The organism is Rhizobium rosettiformans W3 (assembly GCF_004912135.1).
In the GTDB taxonomy this organism is placed as follows: Bacteria; Pseudomonadota; Alphaproteobacteria; order Rhizobiales; family Rhizobiaceae; genus Allorhizobium; species Allorhizobium rosettiformans.
The window spans coordinates 1-21,930 of the sequence record NZ_STGU01000018.1 but is presented as its reverse complement, the minus strand read 5'-3'; the positions used below and the strand labels follow the sequence as shown (position 1 = coordinate 21,930).

The 21,930-nt window shown below is 62.1% G+C and carries 19 protein-coding genes; 7 read left to right on the top strand and 12 right to left on the bottom strand.

Annotated elements, in window-relative coordinates:
* Positions 1 to 2 precede the first annotated feature (2 nt).
* Positions 3 to 467: a chemotaxis protein CheW gene (locus FAA86_RS21420; protein WP_006725961.1), complete on the top strand. Its 465-nt coding sequence runs from the start codon at positions 3 to 5 to the stop codon at positions 465 to 467.
* Positions 468 to 686: 219 nt separating this feature from the next.
* Positions 687 to 1,046 carry a hypothetical protein gene (locus FAA86_RS21415; protein WP_113460821.1) on the top strand — a complete coding sequence of 120 codons (360 nt, stop codon included), beginning with the start codon at positions 687 to 689 and terminating at the stop codon, positions 1,044 to 1,046.
* Between the two features lie 210 nt (positions 1,047 to 1,256).
* Here the strand turns inward: FAA86_RS21415 and FAA86_RS21410 are convergent, their stop codons facing one another.
* Entirely contained in the window at positions 1,257 to 1,745 is a 489-nt protein-coding gene (locus tag FAA86_RS21410; RefSeq protein ID WP_113460820.1) for a CreA family protein, read from the bottom strand.
* Between the two features lie 46 nt (positions 1,746 to 1,791).
* A complete protein-coding gene (locus FAA86_RS21405; RefSeq protein WP_136543026.1) occupies positions 1,792 to 2,430 on the bottom strand; it encodes a 3'-5' exonuclease in 639 nt (212 codons plus the stop codon).
* A gap of 246 nt (positions 2,431 to 2,676) precedes the next feature.
* Here FAA86_RS21405 and FAA86_RS21400 point away from each other — a divergent pair, with 246 nt between their 5' ends.
* The 5 genes from FAA86_RS21400 to FAA86_RS21380 all read left to right on the top strand — a co-directional run bounded on the left by FAA86_RS21400 (position 2,677) and on the right by FAA86_RS21380 (position 7,946).
* A complete protein-coding gene (locus FAA86_RS21400) occupies positions 2,677 to 3,213 on the top strand; it encodes a GNAT family N-acetyltransferase (protein ID WP_136543025.1) in 537 nt (178 codons plus the stop codon).
* A 171-nt stretch (positions 3,214 to 3,384) separates the two neighbouring features.
* Positions 3,385 to 5,451, top strand: a complete 2,067-nt coding sequence (locus FAA86_RS21395) for a DEAD/DEAH box helicase (RefSeq protein WP_136543024.1) — start codon at positions 3,385 to 3,387, stop codon at positions 5,449 to 5,451.
* 128 nt (positions 5,452 to 5,579) lie between these two features.
* Complete coding sequence (locus tag FAA86_RS21390; RefSeq protein ID WP_136543023.1) at positions 5,580 to 6,440, top strand: TIGR02587 family membrane protein; 861 nt, start codon at positions 5,580 to 5,582, stop codon at positions 6,438 to 6,440.
* A gap of 10 nt (positions 6,441 to 6,450) precedes the next feature.
* On the top strand, positions 6,451 to 6,855 hold the full coding sequence (locus FAA86_RS21385) for a TIGR02588 family protein (RefSeq protein WP_136543022.1): 405 nt from the start codon (positions 6,451 to 6,453) through the stop codon (positions 6,853 to 6,855).
* Positions 6,856 to 7,100: 245 nt separating this feature from the next.
* The gene (locus FAA86_RS21380; RefSeq protein WP_136543021.1) at positions 7,101 to 7,946 is read left to right on the top strand and encodes a GGDEF domain-containing protein; all 846 of its coding nucleotides are present in this window, start codon (positions 7,101 to 7,103) and stop codon (positions 7,944 to 7,946) included.
* On the opposite strand, the gene ligA is transcribed toward FAA86_RS21380, so the two are convergent.
* From ligA to FAA86_RS21330, 10 genes are all read right to left on the bottom strand, one after another.
* Positions 7,947 to 10,103: an NAD-dependent DNA ligase LigA gene (gene ligA, locus FAA86_RS21375; protein ID WP_136543020.1), complete on the bottom strand. Its 2,157-nt coding sequence runs from the start codon at positions 10,101 to 10,103 to the stop codon at positions 7,947 to 7,949.
* Positions 10,104 to 10,165: 62 nt separating this feature from the next.
* A complete protein-coding gene (locus FAA86_RS21370) occupies positions 10,166 to 10,993 on the bottom strand; it encodes an endonuclease/exonuclease/phosphatase family protein (RefSeq protein WP_136543019.1) in 828 nt (275 codons plus the stop codon).
* Between the two features lie 75 nt (positions 10,994 to 11,068).
* Positions 11,069 to 12,517, bottom strand: a complete 1,449-nt coding sequence (gene cls / locus FAA86_RS21365; protein WP_136543018.1) for a cardiolipin synthase — start codon at positions 12,515 to 12,517, stop codon at positions 11,069 to 11,071.
* A gap of 58 nt (positions 12,518 to 12,575) precedes the next feature.
* Positions 12,576 to 14,249 carry a DNA repair protein RecN gene (recN, locus tag FAA86_RS21360; protein WP_136543017.1) on the bottom strand — a complete coding sequence of 558 codons (1,674 nt, stop codon included), beginning with the start codon at positions 14,247 to 14,249 and terminating at the stop codon, positions 12,576 to 12,578.
* A 34-nt stretch (positions 14,250 to 14,283) separates the two neighbouring features.
* On the bottom strand, positions 14,284 to 15,090 hold the full coding sequence (locus FAA86_RS21355; protein ID WP_374725483.1) for an outer membrane protein assembly factor BamD: 807 nt from the start codon (positions 15,088 to 15,090) through the stop codon (positions 14,284 to 14,286).
* A 280-nt stretch (positions 15,091 to 15,370) separates the two neighbouring features.
* Complete coding sequence (gene lpxC, locus FAA86_RS21350) at positions 15,371 to 16,327, bottom strand: UDP-3-O-acyl-N-acetylglucosamine deacetylase (RefSeq protein WP_136543016.1); 957 nt, start codon at positions 16,325 to 16,327, stop codon at positions 15,371 to 15,373.
* 262 nt (positions 16,328 to 16,589) lie between these two features.
* Entirely contained in the window at positions 16,590 to 18,335 is a 1,746-nt protein-coding gene (ftsZ, locus tag FAA86_RS21345; protein WP_136543015.1) for a cell division protein FtsZ, read from the bottom strand.
* A 96-nt stretch (positions 18,336 to 18,431) separates the two neighbouring features.
* Positions 18,432 to 19,763, bottom strand: coding sequence for a cell division protein FtsA (gene ftsA / locus FAA86_RS21340; protein WP_136543014.1), 1,332 nt, complete (start codon positions 19,761 to 19,763; stop codon positions 18,432 to 18,434).
* Positions 19,760 to 20,692, bottom strand: coding sequence for a cell division protein FtsQ/DivIB (locus FAA86_RS21335; RefSeq protein WP_377343445.1), 933 nt, complete (start codon positions 20,690 to 20,692; stop codon positions 19,760 to 19,762). Before FAA86_RS21335 ends, ftsA begins: the two co-directional genes overlap by 4 nt.
* Positions 20,680 to 21,606: a D-alanine--D-alanine ligase gene (locus tag FAA86_RS21330; protein WP_136543012.1), complete on the bottom strand. Its 927-nt coding sequence runs from the start codon at positions 21,604 to 21,606 to the stop codon at positions 20,680 to 20,682. Before FAA86_RS21330 ends, FAA86_RS21335 begins: the two co-directional genes overlap by 13 nt.
* Positions 21,607 to 21,930: the final 324 nt, after the last annotated feature.

Below are 21,930 nucleotides of genomic sequence, written 5' to 3'. Positions count from 1 at the left end.
ACATGAGCAATGCCATCAAACAGTCGGGCGCCTATCTGGAAATCGTATCCTTCCATCTCGGCGACCAGGAATTCTGCATCGACATCATGGCCATCCGCGAAATTCGTGGCTGGGCACCGGTAACCCCGATGCCGCACACGCCGCCTTACGTTCTCGGCCTGATCAACCTGCGCGGCGCCGTGATCCCGGTCATCGACATGGCATGCCGCCTGGGCATGAAGATGACGGAACCGTCCGAACGTGCAGCGATCATCGTGACCGACATCGCCGGCAAGCTGGTGGGCCTCCTGGTCGAACAGGTTTCCGACATGATGACGATCAAGAGCGAAGATCTGCAGCCGGCACCGGAAATCATCCCGGAAGCGCAGCGCGCCTTCTGCCGCGGCATCGTCGCTCTCGAGAAGTCGATGGTCTGCTTCCTCAACCTCGACACCGTCATCGCCGACGAACTCGCCCAGGCTGCCTGAGCGTAATCACTCTTCCCCGGAAGGAGCCTCGACCGTGTCGGGGCTCGTTCCCGTTTGTGCAAAAGGTCAGGCCGAAAAGTTCCAAATTTTCCGGCGACAGATAAACACGTTTTAGTCAATAGTTATTTTAAAGCATACGGAACTCTGTCCGGCTCCGGACGTTTCTCCAGTGCTTCCGACGACGCGGAAGTTTCTGAAAGGAAACCAAGGAGAAATATCATGAATTCTGCCGTTAAACTCGCGCTCGCCGGTGCAATGTCTATCGCGTCCTTCTCGGGCGTGGCACTGGCCCAGACCGCTGATCCGATGGTTGACACCACGACCACCACGAATTCCACGACGATGACCGAAGGCGTGAACATCGTCTATCTCGACAGCCTGAACAATGACCAGGACCGTCAGCAGCACACCCGCCTGGAAGCAATGGTCAACGACCAGAGCGCCATGGCTGAAGCCCAGGCAGAGGCAAGCGCTGACCCGGCCATCATGGCAGCTCTGCAGGAAAAGAGCATCGAGACCATGAACGTCATCGACGTTGAAACTGCAGCCAACGGCGGTAAGGTCGTATACGTCAAGTAAGTCGCACTAGCGACTTCCAATAACGCCCTGGATCCGTAAGGCTCCAGGGCGTCTTTGCGTGGAGAGGCGAACAGGTTACCGCTCCGACCGGCTGCGAAATTGGGGGTAACGCGGTGCCGGTCGCGCATGAATGAAGAAGGGCTGGCGGACGTGAAAGTGACGCCCGTCACACAGGGCCACACTCAGTCCATTCCCCCCAAAACTGGTCTGTTACTTCGGCTTCCCGTTGGCCCAGACGACGTTCTGGTTGAAGAGCGGCACCGTCGAAATGGCCATCTTTGCCGATCCTTCCACGACCTGCCGCGAATGGGCGAGATAGATCAGGGTATCGTTTTCTTTGTCGTAGATCCGGTTGACGACCAGCGACTTCCAGATGATCGAAAGCCCCTCGCGGAAAACCTCCTCGCCATCCTCCGAAAGATCGATATTGCCAATCTCGATCGGCCCCGTCTGGCGGCAGGCGATGGAGTTGTTGGAGGGATCCTCGAACCAGTTTCCCTTGGAAAGCCGATCGATGATCGACCGGTCGAAATAGGTGACATGGCAGGTGACGCCCTTCACTTCCGGGTCGGTGACCGCTTCAACAACGATATCATTGCCGACCCAGTCGACCCCGACCTTGCCGACAACTTCGGCAGCCACTGGCAGGGCAGTCGCAGCCGTTACAGCAGCGGCGGCAAGGATATGCTTCAGGGACATGTTCATCACTCCTTTGTGAACGCTGTCCCAAAGATAAGGCGCCGCATCACGCTTGCAAGGCAACAGCCCGTCTTGGCTTGCGCGCAAAGGAGCATGGCTCGTAGCCGCGGCGGTTCAACCGGCCGACATTGAGGCCGAGTTTCACCGCCAGATCGAAGATATCGGCGAGTTCCGCCTCCGCCGCCATTGCAAGGCAAGCCTCCGCGCAGATCCGAGCATCCTCTGCGGCATTGTGGTGCGCGAAGGTCAGGCCTAGGTGAGCAGCGAGAATATTCAGCCGATGCGAACCGAGATCCGGCCAGTGACGCTGGGCAAGCTTGACGCTGCACAGATAGGACAGCTCCGGATATTCGAGGCCACAGAGATCGAGGCAGGCTCTCAAAACCGAGAAATCGAAGGACGCGTTATGCGCGATCATCCGCGCGCCCTCGAAATCTCCCGCGAATTCAGCCATCACATCGGCAAAATCAGGGGCGTGAGCGGTATGCTCAGGACGGATTCCATGGATCGCGATGTTGAACGGCGAGTAGCGATTGCCGGGCGGCCGGATCAGCCGTTCCTCGACACGCACCACCCGACCATTCTCGATGAAGGCGAGCCCCACCGAACAGGCGCTCGCCCGGGCCTCGGTCGCAGTCTCGAAGTCGATCGCAATGGTTTTGCCGGGATAAGGAGAAATCTGCATCCACGATGCTTTAAATCCTCCGGCGGATTCGAACAAGGCACGCGCCGATCGCCTTGACCTTATGCCAGCACTTGGGCATCGTCCTGTCATGTCCATTCATTCGACCACCGTGATGACCTACCTCGTGCTCACCTCCCTTGAGGGTGTGCGGGTCAGGTTGCGTCGATAGAAGGCACCGACCCGGACGCCCTGCGGCAGAGCAGGCGTCTGGATCTCGCTCTCCCGCCATTCCTGAAGGAGAGAGAGATGTCGAAGCAGAAGCCCATCACACGACAGAATGAAGAGCCATGGCCGGAAGGCCTGACAATCAGGGCGCGGTCGGTTGCAGACGCGTCGGCCGTGGCTGAACTGCACAATCTCCAGGGCTATCGTTGGGGCACCATGCGGCTTCCCTTCGAGAGCGTCGAGGAGATCAGGCGCGGCATCGAGCAACAGGCAAGCGGCGTCACAAGCCTCGTGGCTCTACTCGATGGCCTCTTGGTTGGCGACATCGCCTTGCTACCGGGCAAAGGCCGACGCGCGCATGCAGCCACGATCGGCATGGGCGTCCACGATGACTATCGCCGTCGCGGCATCGGCAAGGCCCTGCTTGGCGAAGCTGTTGCAATGGCAGACGACTGGCTGAACCTGCGGCGTCTCGAACTGACCGTCTATGCCGACAACGCGGCCGCGATCGCCCTTTACGAGCGCTTCGGCTTTGCCGTCGAGGGCAAGATGAAGGACTACGGCTTCCGCGCCGGCCACTATGTCGATGCGCTTGCGATGGCTCGCCTGCGCACCTGACACATGGAGGCGAGCGCACTGGGCCGTCCTCGCCTTCACCATATCGCGCCTTTTGCTCGCCTCCCCCTCGACTTTCGGGGTGGAGGCGAGTAGGAACAGCGCCAACATACCCGCAATCGGCGGGCGCGGCGCTTTGGCCCGCATCATCCATCACATTCGAAAGACCACTCCATGACTGATTTCGACGCCATCGTCCCGGCGATCGCCGAGGCCTTGCGCAAGCGCGGCTACGAGACCCTGACCCCCGTGCAGCAGGCCATGATCGACCCCGACCTCGAAGGTCGCGATGCGCTCGTTTCTGCCCAGACCGGCTCCGGCAAGACCGTGGCTTTCGGGCTCGCAATGGCCCCGACCATCATTCCAGACAGCGGCCGCTTCGACCGCGCCGGCACGCCGCTTGCCCTTGCGATCGCGCCGACGCGCGAACTCGCGATGCAGGTCAAGCGCGAGCTGGAATGGCTTTATGCCGAGACCGGTGCGATCATCGGCTCCTGCGTCGGCGGCATGGATATCCGCAATGAGCGGCGCGCGTTGGAGCGCGGTGCCCATATCGTCGTTGGCACGCCGGGCCGCCTGCGCGACCACATCACTCGTGGCGCCCTCGATCTGTCGCAGATGCGCGTCGTCGTGCTCGACGAGGCCGACGAGATGCTCGATCTCGGTTTCCGCGAGGACCTCGAATTCATCCTCGAAGAGTCGCCGGATGACCGCCGCACCCTGATGTTCTCGGCAACGGTGCCGCGCTCGATCGCCGATCTTGCCAAGAGCTACCAGCGTGACGCCCGCCGCATCGAGACCGTTTCGGAAAAGAAGCAGCACGTCGACATCGAATACCGGGCGCTGCCCGTCGCCAATCCCGACCGGGAGAACGCGATCATCAACGTCCTGCGCTTCTATGAGGCGCGCAATGCCATTGTCTTCTGCTCCACGCGTGCAGCAGTCAATCACCTGACCGCCCGCCTGCACAATCGCGGCTTCTCCGTCGTGGCTCTCTCGGGCGAGCTCTCGCAGAACGAGCGCACCCATGCGCTTCAGGCCATGCGTGACGGCCGGGCCCGCGTCTGCATCGCGACCGATGTCGCAGCACGCGGCATCGACCTGCCCGGCCTCGAGCTCGTCATCCATGCCGATCTGCCAACCAATTCCGAAACCCTGCTGCACCGTTCGGGCCGCACCGGGCGTGCCGGCAACAAGGGTGTCTCCGCCCTCATCGTGCCGAACAGCGGGCGCCGCAAGGCGGAGCGCCTGCTCGCCGGCGCCAATGTCCGCCCCACCTGGGCACTGCCGCCGTCGGCGGACGAAGTCCAGGCCCGCGACGACGAGCGCCTGATGGCCGATCCCTCGCTGACCGAAGCGATTTCCGAGGACGAGGCTCAGATGGTCGAGGCGCTGATCGCGACCCATGGCGCCGAACAGGTCGCAGCTGCCTTCTTGCGTCTGCAACGCGGCAATCGCTCGGCACCGGAAGACCTGATCCCCGTCAGCCTGGACGCCGGCAAGGCCCGCAAGGAGCCGGACTATGCCAACCCGTCGAATGCCGCCACCAAGCCGCGCGGCGACTTCGGTCCCAGCGTCTGGTTCTCGGTTTCGGTCGGCCGTCGCCAGAATGCCGAGCCGCGCTGGCTGATCCCGATGCTCTGCCGCAATGGCAACATCACCAAGAACGAGATCGGCGCGATCAAGATGCAGCCGGAGGAGACCTTCGTCGAGATTGCCGAAAGCGCGCTCGACACCTTCCTCGGCGCACTCGGTCCCAACAAGGCGCTGGAGCGCGGCATCACGCTCGCCCAGCTGCCAGGCATGCCCGATTTCAGCGCGCCGCCGAAGGAGCGCGCTCCCCGTCCGCCGCGCGAGAATGGCGATCGCAAGCCTTACGGTGAAAAGAAGGCTTACGGCGACAAGAAGCCCTTCGGCGAGAAGAAGCAGTTCGGCGACAAGAAACCCTACGCCCGCAAGGACGATGGCCCTGCCCGCCCGCGCGACGCCATGGCCGTAACCGATGCCGACGTCTGGGGGGATGCGCCGAAGCCCAAGCGGTCCGATTGGAGCGATGACAAACCCTCTTTCAAGAAGAAGCCAAAGGGCGCTTCCAACGCCTGGGACAAGCCGGCCAAGCCTGAATGGACCGGAAAGCCGAATGGTGACAAGCCGGCATTTGGCGGCAAGCCCAAGGGCAAGTTCGACGATCGCGGCGGCAGCGGCGGGCGCAAGAAGAAGAGCTTCAAGCCGAAAGGCTGACGGCGGAAGCCAGCGCGAGCACTGCGCAGCCCTCAAGCGATAAGCGCGGTCGCCCTTCATGAGCAACCGCGAAATGGAACAAGCATCGTCCCTCGCGCATTCCCCGCGCGGCAAGGGACGGTGCGATTATGACAGCAATCGATGACGAAAACGACGACGCGAAGCGGCTCAATCGCTTCCTGGTCGGACTGGCGCGCGGCATCGCCGGCGCCTTGCTCTTCTCGCTTCCGATGCTGATGACGATGGAGATGTGGTTCCTCGGCTTCTACATGGAGCGGGAACGGCTCCTTCTCTTGCTCCTCCTGAATATCCCCCTGCTCGTCGGCCTGTCCCACCGCATCGGCTTCGAGCGCACGGCGACCTGGCGCGAATCCGCGCGCGATGCGGTGGTGGCCTACGGAATGGGAATTGCAGCCAGCGCGCTGATCCTGGCACTGCTCGGTGTCATCAAGCCGGACATGTCACCGCATCAGTGGATAGGCATGATCGCCCTGCAGTCGGTACCCGCAAGCATCGGCGCCTTGCTCGGTCGAAGCCAGTTGAGCATGAGCGACGACGATGAGGATGAGGAAGACGATCCGTCCAACACGCCCGAGACCAGTTACATCACCGAACTCTTCATGATGGCGGTCGGCGCGCTTTATCTCTCCCTGAACCTTGCCCCGACGGAAGAGATGATCCTGCTCGCCTACAAGATGACGGTGTGGCACGCGCTCGTCTTGCTCGCTCTATCGCTCATGCTGATGCACGGCTTCGTCTACGCACTCGCCTTCAAGGGAAGCCACAGTTTAGATGAGGGAACACCCGCCTGGCATGCCGTCTTCCGCTTTACCGTGCCGGGTTATCTCGTTGCCCTCGCGGTCAGCCTTTATACCCTATGGACCTTCGGCCGGCTGGACGACCTCGGCGCGACCGAAGCCCTTCTGACGATCATCGTCCTCGGTTTCCCGGCTGCCATCGGCGCAGCCGCGGCCCGCCTGGTGTTGTGAGGGATCCGACATGACAAGCAGCAAAAAGAACATGGAACAGGTCAGGTCCCATTGGATCGAGTGGGCAACCGGCCTTATCGCCACGCTGATGATCCTGGCCATGATCGGCTGGCTCCTCTTTGAAGCGGCAACGACGCGGGACCGTCCGCCCGAGCTCTCGGCCAAGGTCCTCGACATCGCGCCCTTGTCCTCCGGCTGGCGCGTGATGATCGAAGTCAGCAATGACGGCGATCAGGCGGCAGCCGCCGTGGACGTCAAAGCGACGCTCACAGAGGGAGACACCACGGTCGAGGAAGCGCAAACGACCTTCGACTATGTGGCGGCCGGTTCAACCTCGCGTGGCGGCCTGATCTTCAAGCAGGACCCATCGTCTTTTGGACTGGAAGTTGTACCGACCGGGTTCACAGAACCGTGACTGTGCCGTCTTGAGACGAATGAAGATGCAATCCTGAGTTACAGATTCATCCAACCTTAATTTTTAAGGGACTAAGACTAGTAGAAATGCAGATAAGGACTTTACTCCTCAGGTTGCATTGGTCACCTTGACATCATGCGGCCACGGGGCACGGGGCCATACAGATTTTATGATGGAAGACGGCGCTGACAGTAGTTCGCGTCGCGAAAGAATTTAACCTCAAGTCCTATTGTGTGGTCGCACCGATGTTGAAGAAGCAGATCGAAGCTTGGGTAATCCAGGACATTGGACTGACGGAGTTCGACAACTGGAACGCCGTCATCCGTTTCGCCAATCGACTGTCCATCCGCAACTCCATCATTGCCTGCTTCATGGTGGCGGGCATGCTGACTGTCATGCATGCCTTCGACCTGCTGCTCAATCCCCTGTGGCGCGACATGGCCATCGGCTGTAGCATCGCCGTCGTCGTAGCCTTCGTGCTGACGATGCTGTGCAGCCTCTACATGGGCTACGCCGTCATCCACCTCGCCCGCACCCGGCTCGAATTTCGCCAGTTGAGCCGGACGGACATGCTGTCGGGCCTTCTCAACCGCCGGGCCTTCATCGATGATCTCTCGCAGGTCGAGCGCGGCCATCTTCTGATCCTCGACATCGATCGCTTCAAACAGATCAACGACCGCTACGGCCACATGGCGGGAGACGATGTCATCATTTCCGTGGCTGCCACGCTGACCGAGATCGTCGGACCGAGCCACCTGGTCGCGCGCATCGGTGGCGAGGAATTCGCCATTCTGTTCCAGGACTGCGAAGTTGCCGAAGTCGTCTCCACGGCCGAACGCATCAGGCGCTCGATCGCAAACCGCCTGATCGAAGCTTTCCATCAATCGATTGCGGTTACCGTCTCCGGCGGCCTCGCCGACATCACGCCGATGCGGGATTTTTCGGCAGTTTACGCGGCCGCAGACCGTGCGCTCTACGCCGCCAAGTCATCCGGCCGCAATCGGATCGTGCTGGAGCGGGAGCTGCCCCGCGGCACACAGGTGGAGCCGACGAGCCTCGATCTCACGAACGCCGCCATGAGCCTTGCCTGATCATCCACCGATCAGAGCAAGCCACTCATCTTCGGTCATGACTTCGACGCCAAGTTCGCGGGCCTTGTCGAGCTTGGAGCCAGCACCGGGCCCAGCAACGACATAATCCGTCTTCTTCGACACCGAGCCTGCCACCTTCGCCCCGAGCCCTTCGGCACGCGCCTTGGCCTCGTCACGCGTGAAGCGCTCAAGCGAGCCGGTAAAGACAACAGTCTTGCCGGCAACCGGACTGTCGCTAACGACGGCTGCCTCGGCATCCAGTGGCGTCACCTCGCTGAGAAGCCTCTCGACGACCTCCAGATTGCGCGGCTCCTTGAAGAACTCGACAATCGAGGCCGCAACCACCTCGCCGATGCCGTCGATGCTGTTCAGGTCGTTCCAGGCATCACCGAACTTCGAGCCAGCCGCCTGCATCGCCTCTGCGAAGGCAGCATAGCTGCCATAGGAGCGAGCCAGGAGCTTTGCCGTCGTCTCGCCCACATGGCGGATGCCGAGCGCGAAGATGAAGCGGTTGAGGGCGATCTCGCGCCGGGCATCGATCGCTTCGAAAAGCTTGCGCACACTGACGCGGCCAAAACCCTCGATGTTTTCGAGCTTGGTCAGCGAGCGCTCCTGCCGCGCCTTGAGGGTGAAGATATCGGGCGCGGTGCGGATCATCAGCGCGGGGTCGTCGCTCTCGAAGAAGAAATCGACCTGCTTGGTGCCAAGTCCCTCGATGTCGAAGGCGTTGCGAGAGACGAAATGCTTGATGTGCTCGACGGCCTGAGCCCGACAAACGAAGCCGCCGGTGCAACGCGTGACGGAATCGAGCTTGCCGGTCTTTTCATTCTTCTCCCGCACGGCGTGACTGCCGCAGACGGGGCACGTCTTGGGGAAGACGTAGCGGCTCGCCTCCGTGGGGCGCTTTTCCAGGACCACATCCAGCACCTGCGGAATGACATCCCCCGCCCGCTGCACGATGACGGTATCGCCGATGCGGATGTCATGGTCTTCGGGGCGGATCCGCTGGCCGGAATTGCCGATGCCTTCGATATAATCGGCGTTGTGGAGCGTGGCATTCGTCACCACGACACCACCGACCGTAATCGGCGTCAGGCGCGCCACGGGCGTCAGCGCTCCGGTGCGGCCGACCTGGATGTCGATGGCCTCGACCGTGGTGAAGGCCTGTTCGGCGGGAAACTTGTGAGCAGTGGCCCAGCGCGGCGACCGCGAACGGAAGCCGAGGCGGGCCTGCAGGTCGAGCCGGTCGACCTTATAGACGACACCGTCGATGTCGTAATCCAGGTCCGGCCGCTGCAAACCGATCTCGCGGTAGTGGTCGAGGATCGCCTGAACCGAGGAGAGCCGCTCGGTCAGCGGATTGATCGGGAACCCCCAGCGGCCGAAGACCTGCACCATCTCCCACTGCGTCTCGGCCGGCATCTGGCTCATTTCGCCCCAGGCATAGGCGAAGAACCGCAGCTTGCGGCTTGCCGTCACCTTCGGATCCAGCTGACGCAGCGAGCCTGAGGCCGTGTTGCGCGGATTCACGTAGGTCTGCTTGCCCTCGGCCTCCATCTGCGCGTTGAGCGCCATGAAGTCGGATTTCGCCATATAGACTTCACCACGCACCTCGACGATATCGGGGGCATCGGCAGGCAGTTCGTTCGGGATCTCGCGGATCGTGCGAATGTTCGCCGTGACGTTCTCGCCGGTCGTCCCGTCGCCGCGGGTCGCGGCTGTCACCAGCTTGCGGTTCTCGTAGCGCAGCGACATCGACAGGCCGTCGATCTTCGGCTCGACCGTGAAGGCGATCGAGTTGTCGGGCATCTGCCCGAGGAAGCGGTAGACGGAAGAAACGAAATCCTGCACGTCCTCGTCGGAGAAGGTGTTGTCGAGCGACAGCATCGGCCGCGCATGGGTCACCTGGGCGAAGATGCCGGCGGGCGCTGCACCCACCCGCTGGGACGGGCTGTCGGTGCGAACGAGCCCCGGAAACTGCGCCTCGATCGCATCATTGCGCCGCTTCAGCGCGTCGTAGTCCGCATCCGAGATCTCGGGCTTGTCCTTGCCATGATAGAGCGCATCGTGATGCGCGATCTCTGCCGCCAGGCGCTGCAGCTCGGCCTTCGCCTGCTCCTCGCTCAGGGTTTCGACGGGAATGGTGTCAACGGCCATGGCAACCTCCGGAATCTCCTGTCGGGTTTAGCGGAAATTCGGCGAATGAAAAGAGCGTGCGATCAGTCCTCGACCTTGCTCAACGACACCTTGCTGAGATCGATCCGAGCGGTGAGCGGCAGGTGGTCGGAAGCAAGCCTCGCAAGCGGCGTGTCATGCACGCTGAGATCGGCGATCAGCCCGACCCTGTTCGCCATGATCCGATCGAGAGACAGAACCGGCAGCCGCGCCGGAAAGCTTGGAAGCGGCGGTGGAAGCGGCCCGAAGACCGGCTCCAGGCGGGTCAGCGCCGAGCCCGGCCCCAGCCGCCACTCGTTGAAGTCCCCCATCAAAAGTGTCGGTCGCTCTGCGCGCCGCTGCAAGAGTTCGAGGATCACGTCGGCCTGCTGGCGCCGCGCCCAGCGCAGAAGCCCGAGATGCGCCGCGATGACGCGCAGCCCTGCCCTGCCCTCGAGATCGATCTCCGCCACCAGCGCGCCCCGCGGCTCGAGTCCCGGCAGCGCCACCTGATGCACGTCCCGGACGATTCCTTCCCGAAACAGCAGCACGTTGCCACGCCAGCCATGCGATTTTGGCCCCGCAACCACGGGCACCGGCAGCAGCCCGGTTTCGAGCCGCAGCCGGTTGAGATCGAGCAGTCCGGATCGCTCCCCGAACCGCTGATCGGCTTCCTGCAGGGCAATCACATCGGGACGGATTTCCTGGATCACGTCGATGATCCGCTCCGGATCGAAGCGCCCATCGACGCCCACGCATTTATGGACATTGTAGGAAGCAACCGTCATCACGCCATCGGCGGTTTCGGACGTGATGCGCTCATCCGGACGCCCTTTGCGGTTGCGGATCGAGGTCAACATCGTCCGGGCGAGGCTGGGTTTTGTCTTCTTCATCAAACCAGTTGCATCCGTCGTCATTGGGCCTGAGGCCGATCGTGGCGAAGGCAACCGATGGCCGGCCGCCTGTATTCAAAGATAGGGCGATCCGAGCCAGAACAAGCGGTCTATCAGCCGGTTCGGCAAAGAACGCGACTTCAGATCCTGCAAGGTCAGCTCCTCGGCATTCGCCAGGCTCTGGTCGATGCGACGCTCGATCTGTTCGGCCAGCACCCGATCGTAAACTTCCAAGTCTATCTCGAAGTTCAATCGCAGCGAACGCGAATCGAGGTTCGAGGAGCCGATGAAACACCACTGGCCATCGATCACCATAAGCTTGGAGTGGTCGAACGAGCCACTCGACAGATGGACGCGACAGCCCTCCCGCAAAATCTGGTCGAACTGTCCCATCATCGCCCGCGCGACGATCGCGAGATTGTTCTGAGACGGCACGATGACATCGACCTCGACGCCGCGGCGCGCCGCGGTATTCAAGGCTGCGATGAAGGTCGTGTCCGGCAGGAAATAGGGCGAAACGATGCGGATCGATTTTTCGGCCACGGAGAAGGCGCCGAGAAGCAGTTTGTGATTGGTTTCGATATGGGAGTCAGGACCTGACACCACCGCTCGGATGGCCGTTCCCGTTCCGGGCACAACGCCGTCGAGCTGGACATGCCAGACAGGTCCCAGCAACACTTCGCCCGTCTCGAAATGCCAGTCTTCCGCCGCAACGGCGAGGATATCCGCAACGACGGGACCGCTTACCTTGAAGTGGGTGTCACGCGCGCCATCAGGACCGGTAAAGGCCGCACGGATGTTCATCCCGCCGATGAAGCCAACCGTGCCATCCACCACGAGGATCTTCCGGTGGGTGCGCAGATTGGCGTAAGGCAGCCGGAGGCCCATGATGACCTGCCCGTTGAAGGTGGCGACAGGCACGCCGCCCTCCTCCAGATAGCCGATGATGCTGGGCACGCTGTAGCGTGCTCCGACGGCGTCGACGATGACGCGCACCTCGACGCCACGCTGATGCGCGGCGATCAGGCAATCTGCGATCCGGCGCCCAACGGCGTCCCGATCGAAAATGTAGGTTTCGAGAATGATGCTCCGCTCGGCCCCCTCGATCGCTTCGCACATGGCATCGAAGGTCTCGTCGCCGGTGGACAGCATCGTGATCGAGTTGCCCGAGGAGAGCGGGTGCCGCGTAACCTTTTCGCCCAGCTGCAACATCTGCCCGAACCGGCGGCCGAACCTGTCGGAAATTTCGTCCTCCCCGATGCTGTAGCGCGAGAGGTGCCGCCAGATCTCATCCAGCTCAAGCGCGCGCCGCGAGATGAGCGTCGCCCGCCGGATCCGGTTGATCCCGGCAACCGCGTAGATCATGGCGCCGACGAGTGGAGAAAGTATGATGATGCCGACCCAGCCGAGCGCCGACCGGACCTCGCGCTTGGTCATGGCCGCATGCACTGCCGCGACCGTGCCGAACACCACGGACATGACGGCAAGGGTCTCGGCCCAGTAGATCTGGATCAGTTCGAGCATGGCAAGCCAGCCAAACAGGTTTCAGCGGAGAGCGCAACCGATACGGGGGTGATGGGGATCACTCCCCGGCCGCCAGAAGCTTGGCGGCGGCCGCACGCGCTTCGTCGGTCACGGAGGCGCCGGCGAGCATACGGGCGATCTCTTCCTTGCGATGCTCCGGCTCCATGATCGCAACGCGTGTCGCGATCTTGTCGCCGGCATCGCCGGTTGGGCCTTTCGAGATCAGGAAATGCGTCGAGGCGCGGGCGGCAACCTGGGGCGCATGGGTGACGGACAGCACCTGGACCTTGGCCGAGAGCCGCTTCAGCCGCTGTCCGATCGCATCGGCCACAGCCCCCCCGACGCCGGTGTCGATTTCATCGAAGACCAGCGTCGGCGCAGAACCGCGATCGGCCAGCGCCACCTTGAGCGCCAGCAGAAAGCGTGACAGCTCGCCCCCGGATGCGACCTTCATGATCGGGCCGGGACGCGTGCCGGGATTGGTCTGGACGTGGAACTCGACCGTGTCGATGCCGTCGGCCGTCGCGTTGTCAGGGTCGGCTGCCACTTCCACCATGAACCGCGCCCGCTCGAGCTTCAGCGCCGGCAGTTCCTGCATTACGGCATCGGCAAGCGTCTGGGCGGCGTTCTGGCGCTTGGCAGACAGCTGCTGGGCCAGATGATCGTAATGCGCCTTGGTCTCGCGCACGGCCGCTTCCAGCTGGCCAAGACGCTCTTCGCCGGCATCGAGATCGGCGAGATCCGCCACCATCTTTTCCGCAAGTGCCGGCAGATCGGCGACGGCGACCGAATACTTGCGTCCGGCCGCTCTCAACGCGAACAGCCGCTCTTCGACGCGTTCCAGCTCGCGCGGATCAAACTCCGTCCGCCGCAGGGCCGATTCGACTTCCATTTGAGCGGCAGACAAGGTGTCGAGCGCCGTTCCCAGGAGTTGCACGGTCTCTTCCAGCAATCCCGGCGCTTCCTGGCTCTTGCGCTCAAGACGGCGCATCAGCGAGGCAATATGCGGGACCGGCGACGCATTGCCGTTCAAGAACTCCGAGGCCTCGGCGATATCGCCCGCGATGCGTTCGGATTTCTGCATGGCAGAGCGACGCTCGGCGAGTTCATCCTCCTCGCCATCGAGCGGCGAAAGACCTTCCAACTCTTCAACCGAAGCCCGCAGATAGTCCGCCTCACGCGCGGCGGCCTCGACCTTGGCCTTGTGCGCCTTGAAGGATCGCTCCGCATCGCGCCAGCGACGATAGCTCTCCCCGAGATCGACGGCCTCGTCGGTCAGGCCCGCAAAGGCATCGAGCAGCATCCGGTGTGCATTGGTGTCGATCAGGGCGCGATCATCATGCTGGCCGTGGATCTCGACCAGCAACTGCCCGACTTGGCGCATCAATTGGACGCTGACTGGCTGGTCGTTGATGTAAGCGCGCGTGCGGCCATCGGCCGACTGGACGCGGCGGAAAATCAGATCGCCGTCGTCGTCGACACCGTTACCCTTGAGCAGGGTCCGTGCCGCATGGCTGTTGTCGACGTCGAAGACGGCTGTCACCTGCCCCTTGTCCTCGCCGTGGCGAACAAGAGACCCGTCACCGCGTCCACCGAGGGCGAGCGACAGACTGTCCAGCAGGATGGATTTGCCGGCACCGGTCTCCCCGGTCAGCACGGAAAGGCCCGTTTCGAATGCAAGATCCAGCCGCTCGATCAGAACGATATCGCGGATCGACAGCTGGACCAGCATGGGCTCAGATTCTCACTTCGTCAGATTAGACTTGTCAGGTCCCGATCAGCAGCCTGCGGCCAGCACGGGTGATCCAGGACCCGCTGTTTTCACGCGGCTCGACCCCACCCCGCTGCAGCAGCGCATAACTATCGGCATACCACTGGCTGTCCGGATAGTTGTGGCCGAGTACGGCAGCCGCCGCCTGTGCTTCCGAGACGACGCCCATGGCGTAATAGGCTTCGACCAGACGCGCCAGCGCCTCTTCGATCTGGTTGGTGTTCGGATACTGCTCGACCACGACGCGGAAGCGCGAGACGGCGGCGAGATATTCCTTGCGCTCCAGATAGTAGCGACCGACCTGCATCTCCTTGCCGGCGAGCTGGTCGCGCGCGAAACGGATCTTCGCCTGTGCGTCGTCGACATATTCCGAATCGGGGAACTCGTTGACGACGCGCTGCATCGCTTCGATCGTCTTGACCGAGTTGCGCTGATCCTGCGTGACGCTCGAAATCTGCTTCCAGTAGGAAAGACCGACCAGATACTGCGCATAGGCAGCGTCTTCAGACTTCGGGTAAAGGCTCATATAGCGGTTGCCGGTGGAGATCGCGTCCGCATAACGGCCGAGGCGATACTTCGTGAAGGTGCTCATCACGAGTGCCTTGCGCGACCATTCCGAGAACGGATGCTGGGCATCGACGGCATCGAACTTGCGCGAAGCTTCGCTCATGTTGCCGGCCTTGATGTTGGCAAGGCCCTGATTGTAGAGCACTTCCGGCGGCTCGGTCTCGGCAGCGAGCTTGCTGATGTCGATATCCGGGTCCGACTGGCATCCGGCGAGCACGGCGCCCACGGACATCATCACACACAGGCCTGCAATACGCGCGGCTTTCTTCACAACGACCGATCCCACTTGATTCATTCGAAAGATCCCGATTGCAGCGCCGCTTGAAAAACCGTCGCCTTCAACTGGCGTTTCTAGCCACAAAAGCGGCACTAGGGCAACGCAGTGATGTGACTTTAACGCATTTTTGTGGCGGGCCGCCCAGAAAGTGCCGCTTGTGCCCGCCTCTTTCCGCACCTTGCAAAAACGCCGACCTCGATAAAGGCCGGCGTTCGAATTCCGTTTCAGGAACTGGCGGTTAAGCCGACCAGGGAGCGAATTCCGGAACCTGGACCGGAACGAACTCGCGGGCGCGAACCTGATAGCTGCGGCTCGGCGCTTCCACGACCTCATAAGCCGTCGGGTCGCTAAGCAGCGCCTTCAGCGCGTTGGCATTCATCTTGTGACCGCCGCGATAGGAACGGTAGCAGCCGATGAACTGCGCACCCGCCAGCGCCAGGTCGCCCACGGCATCCAGCGTCTTGTGACGGACGAATTCGTCCTTCTCGTAGCGCAGGCCTTCAACATTGATCACGGTATCGTCGTCGGAAATGACGACGGAGTTTTCGAGCGACGAGCCGAGCGCAAAACCAGCGGCCCACAGGCGCTCGACATCACGCATGAAGCCGAAGGTGCGCGCCCGCGACAATTCGGTCTTGAAGCTCTCGGCTGTTAGATCGCCTTCCCACTTCTGCCGACCGATCAGCTTGCTGTCGAAGTCGATCTCGACTTCGAAGCGTGTGCCGTCATAGGGGCGGAATTCCGACCAGGAGGCACCCGATTCGATCCGCACCGGCTTGGTCACGCGAATGTAGCGGCGCTTGACGCCGAGATTGGTGATGCCGACCTGTTCGATCGCTTCGATGAACACCTCGGAGCTACCATCCATGATCGGCATCTCGGCGCCATCGACTTCGACGATGACATTGTCGAGGCCAAGCGCATAAAGCGCTGCCATGACGTGTTCGATGGTGGCGATCGACCGGGCGGGATTGGTTCCGAGAACCGTGCAGAGATCGGTATTGCCGACGTGTGCGGAAACGGCGCGGTACTCGCTCACCGAACCATCGTCATGCTGACGCTGGAACACGACGCCCGTTCCGGCTTCCGCCGGCTGGAAGGTGATGCTGACGTCTCGACCGGAATGAACCCCGATCCCAGTCAGCGTGAGCGGCGCTGCGATCGTGGTCTGAAATCCGAGCAAAGCAATTGCCATTCCGATAGCCTTAAAGATGAAGCGACGAGGCGGTGGATCTGAAACTTCCCGTCGCTAATGCGTGTCGAAGACTCAAGCAGAGCCCTGTTTCGATCTCATACATACGTGGCCCCGCCCCTCCAGCCAAATCACTGATTCTTTCGCGCTGTAACGAAGCCAGCCCATTGATTAACATCAAGAATTTCACGAACTGAAACAGTTCGTGAAATACAGAAAACCCGGGTCTTTCAACCCGGGTTTCCAAAGCAGGTCTGATCCAGTCTTAGCTCGTCTGACGACGCAGGAAGGCCGGGATCTCGAGCTGGTCGTCTTCGCTGCCAGCACGTGCCGGCGTTGCACGACCGTGATCATCCAGCTGGCCGCGACGCGGAGCGTAGAGGCTGGCTTCAGCCGAGAGCGGACGGCGCTGCTGCGAAGGAGCAGCCGGCGCAGAACCGGTCATGTCACCCATCACCGGCTCCTCGTCGGCCTGACGGCCCAGCGAGTTGGTGATGCGCTTCAGAAGACCCATCGGGCCACGCTCGTCCTGGGCGGCAGGCGCTGCCGGCTGGGCGCGGTGATCGATTTCGGCGCGCAGCACCGGCGGGAAGTCTTCAACCTTCGGCATGCGGACCGGTTCAGCGGCCATGCGGGGCTCGGCTGCCATCGGTGCCGGCGCGACAGGCGCCTGCATGACCGGAGCCGGCTGCTGCATAACCGGTGCCGGCTGGCTCATGACCGGGGGCGGAGCGACCGGCTGGACCATCTGCGGCGCAGGGGCTGCTTCCGGAGCCGGCGAAGCGAACAGACGGCTGGCCGGACGGAATTCCTGCTGCGGAGCAGGCTGCGGCTGGCTCACCGGCTGACGGGCGACGGCGATTTCGAGTTCCCGTTCCATGGCTGCTTCAGCCGAACGGATGGTGTCTGCGACCGGATCCATGGTCGGCTTGGGGGCCTGCGTCATTGCAGGCTGATATGCGGCCGGTGCCGGAGCAACGGCCGCGGAAGAACGCATAGCGGGCTTTGCGAGCGGAGCGGCTTCGAAGCCCTTGGAGGCAAGAGCAGCACGGTCGATGCCGGTGGCAACGACGGAGACGCGAATGATGCCTTCCAGCGCTTCGTCGAAGGTGGCGCCCAGGATGATGTTGGCATCCGGATCAACTTCTTCGCGAATGCGGGTCGCAGCTTCGTCGACTTCGAAGAGGGTCAGGTCACGGCCGCCGGTGATCGAGATCAGCAGGCCCTGAGCGCCCTTCATCGAGGTTTCGTCGAGCAGCGGATTGGCGATTGCGGCTTCAGCAGCCTGCATCGCACGGCCTTCGCCCGAAGCTTCGCCGGTTCCCATCATGGCGCGGCCCATTTCGCGCATCACGGAACGAACGTCCGCAAAGTCGAGGTTGATCAGGCCTTCCTTGACCATCAGGTCGGTGATGCAGGCAACGCCCGAGTACAGAACCTGGTCGGCCATCGCGAAGGCGTCGGCAAAGGTCGTGCGGTCGTTGGCGATGCGGAACAGGTTCTGGTTCGGGATGACGATCAGCGTGTCGACCGACTTCTGCAGTTCCTCGATGCCCTGCTCGGCCAGACGCATGCGGCGAGCGCCTTCGAAGTGGAACGGCTTGGTGACGACGCCGACGGTCAGGATACCCTTGTTGCGGGCGGCCTGGGCGACGACAGGAGCAGCACCGGTGCCGGTACCACCACCCATGCCGGCGGTGACGAAGCACATGTGGGTACCGTTCAGGTGATCGATGATCTCGTCGATGCACTCTTCAGCGGCGGCGCGACCGACTTCCGGCTGCGAGCCGGCGCCGAGGCCTTCCGTGACGTTGACGCCGAGCTGGATGATGCGCTCGGCCTTGGTCATGGTCAGCGCCTGGGCATCCGTGTTGGCGACGACGAAATCGACGCCCTGCAGACCAGCGGTGATCATGTTGTTGACGGCATTGCCGCCACCGCCACCGACACCGAAGACGGTGATGCGGGGCTTCAGCTCAGTAATGTCTGGCTTCTGCAGCTTGATGGTCATGGTACCCGTTCCTTCTTTTCCCGGCCGCATCGCCAAGCCGGCCATGTCATTTCAACAGATTTCCCTTGGCCGAAGCTTGTGTCCGGCCGGGTAAACTCAAAAACTCTCTTTCAGCCATTGCCCCATGCGGGCGAAGCGGCTGTTTCCGTTGCCGAAGGGCGAGAACAACCCGCCCTGCCCGGCATGTGTTTCCTGATCCGCCATCTGCGGATAGATCGTCAGGCCAACGGCCGTGGAGAAGGCCGGTCCCTTGGCGGCAGCCGGCAGACCCGACACACCCATCGGACGACCGATACGCACGTTCCGGGCCAGAATGCGGCGCGCCGCCTCCGGCATGCCGGTCAGCTGGCAGGCACCACCCGTCAAAACGACGCGCTTTCCGACGACCGGCGAGAAGCCCGACTTCTGGATCCGGTCGCGCAGCATTTCGAGGGTTTCCTCGATGCGTGCGCTGATGATCCGGGTCAGAAGCGCCTTCGACACCTGGGTCGGCTGGTCGCGATCATCCTCGCCGATCGGCGGGACGGATACGACTTCGCGATCGTCGGCGCCGTTGGCGACAGCCGAACCGTGAACGACCTTCAGACGTTCTGCATCCTCGATACGGGTGGAAAGCCCGCGCGCCAGATCGGTCGTCACATGGTGACCGCCGATCCCGATGGCGTCCGTATGGATCAACTTGCCTTCAGCGAAGACCGAGATGGTGGTCATGCCACCACCCATGTCGATCGCCGCGCAACCCAGCTCCACCTCGTCGTCGACCAGGGCAGCAAGGCCGCTGGCGTAAGGCGTGGCAACCACGCCTTCGACGGTCAGGTGAGCGCGGTTGATGCAGAGCTCCAGATTGCGGAGCGCTGCCCGTTCGGCCGTGACCACGTGCATGTCGACGCCGAGAACATCGCCATACATTCCAAGTGGATCACGGATTCCCCGCTCTCCGTCAAGCGAAAAGCCCGTGGGCAGCGAATGTAGCACGGCACGGTCGCTTCCCTGCGACTGCTGGCCGGCAGCGATCAGCACCTTGCGGAGATCGCCGGATTCGACTTCCTGACCACCGAGATCGATGGTCGCGGTGTAGACGTCGGAACCGATGCGGCCCGCAGACACGTTGACGATCAGGCTTTCGACCGTCAGGCCAGCCATGCGCTCGGCAGCGTCGACGGCAAGGCGAACGACGTTTTCAACGGCATCGAGATCGGCAATGACGCCGGACTTGATGCCGTGCGAACGCTGGTGGCCGAGGCCGATGACCTCGACATTGTGGGTGCGCCCCGGCAGCACGGCGGATTCACGCCGCGGCGTCAGCCGGGCAATGATGCAGACAACCTTGGTCGAGCCGATATCGAGTACCGAAACGACATGCGCCCGCTTGGACGACAGCGGCTTGGCGCGCGGGAGACCGAAAGAAGAGCCACCAAAGATGCTCATATCTTCTGCTCCAGCTTCTTGAGGGCTTTGCGGCGCTCTTCGAGAGCCGCAGTACGACGCTCCTGCGCACCAGGCGTCAGGCGAATGGTGACACGGTCGGGGAGACGCAGATCAACGAGCGCCACATCCCGCGACAGAACCTGCTGCTCGGCATCGAAGCGATTGAGAAGTGCCAGCGCGCCCGCAACATTCTCTTCCGGCAGACGGACGATGATGCCGTTGTCCAGATGCACATCCCAGCGGCGACCACCGACGCGAACGAAGGCCTTTACCCGGGACGCAATCGCCGGCCAGTTCGAAAACTCTTCATCGATCGAAGCAGCCGCCGTCTCGGCGTCGCGACCGACAAAGAGCGGAAGCGAGGCAAACTTGTTGTCGCGCAGCGGGGCAATCACCGAACCCGACCGCTCGATCAGCGAGAGATCATTGCCATGCTGCCAGATCCCATAGGCCTGGCGCTCACGCAGCGTGACTTCGACGGTCGACGGATAGACCTTGCGCACCTCGGCCGATTCGACCCAGGGGAGCTCAGCCAGGGCAGCGCGGGCAGCCGCGATATCGAGACCCAGCAGGCTCGTGGAGCCGTCGAGACCGAGAAGCTGCAGGATATCGATTTCGGACGTGTGCTGATTGCCGGAGACGCGAACATCCTCGACGGCGAAACCAGCAGAAGCCGTCACGCCCTGCATGACGACCGGACCATGACCACCAACAACCACACCATGCAGCGCGACCAGACCGTAGAAGCCAGCAAGGCTGACCTTGCCGAAATGCCGCGGGATGGCGATACGCCCGGAGCACAGGCTGATCACGAAACGAACGATGCGGCGCAGCGGGCGCGGAAGCACCTTGGCCTCCGAAGAGGCGAGCGGCGAAGTCGGAAGCAGACCCGAAATCTCAGCCATTTTGTTACCGCTCAACGAGAACAAGAAGCGTCCTCCACCATCCAACGTAAAAACTCACCAAAGCTGTAGCCCGCATGGGCAGCCATTTCCGGCAGCAACGAGGTAGGGGTCATGCCCGGCTGGTTATTGAGCTCCAGCCAAATCAGATCGCCATCCTCGGAGAAGCGATCGTCGTAACGGAAGTCTGAACGACTCACTCCGCGACACCCGAGCGCCTGGTGTGCCTTGAGGGCTAATGATTGTATTTTTTGGTAAATTTTCGGTGAAATTTCTGCCGGAAGTACGTGCTGCGAGCCGCCCGCGGCATACTTGGAGTCGTAGTCGTAGAAGCTGTGACCCAGAGGTACGATCTCGGTTACGCCGAGAACCTGTCCATCCATGACGCCGCAGGTCAGCTCACGGCCGGCCACGTAACGCTCGACCATGACGATATCGCCATAGCGCCACTCGCTCGAAGTCAGGATCTGCGGCGGATGCGCCATGTCTTCGCGCACGATCACCACGCCGAAGCTGGAGCCCTCGCGGACAGGCTTCACTACATAGGGCGGCGCCATCGGATGGGTGTTGCCAATATCGAAGCGGTTGATGACCATGGCCTCGGCGACAGGAATACCCGCCTGGGCCGCGACGATCTTCGCCTGCCTCTTGTCCATGGCGAGTGCAGAGGCAAGAACGCCGGAATGCGTATAGGGAATTTCGAGATATTCCAGCACACCCTGGATCGTGCCGTCTTCGCCATAAGGGCCATGCAGCGCATTGAAGGCGACGTCGGGCTTCAGGTTTTCCAAAACACGGCCGATATCGCGACCGACGTCGACACGCGTGACCTTGAAGCCCTCGGCCTCAAGCGCCTCAGCACAGGCATTCCCCGAAGACAAGCTGACCGGCCGCTCGGAGGACAATCCACCCATCAATACCGCGACATGCTTGCCACTCATCTACGCCTCGCAAATTCTAAAAATCCGACCGGAATCGCACCGCTTGCTCCGGGTTTGTGAGGCAAGTTCAACAACATTAAGGTTAATGAACCGTTTACTTTCGTTAACCGGACCGCGGCCCCACCCGCCCTCGATGGCGAACAAGGACTTGAGAAAACAGACGTAAATGAATGTAAAGACGGGTTAATTTGCGCCCAAGTGACTCTCAGGCTGTGAGCCGTGAGCGATCGACCGGCAACTGATCATTGTCAGGAACAGAAGCCCCGAGAGCCGTTTCCGCGATCTCTCTCGCATGCACGATTCGATTGCGACCGGCCGCCTTGG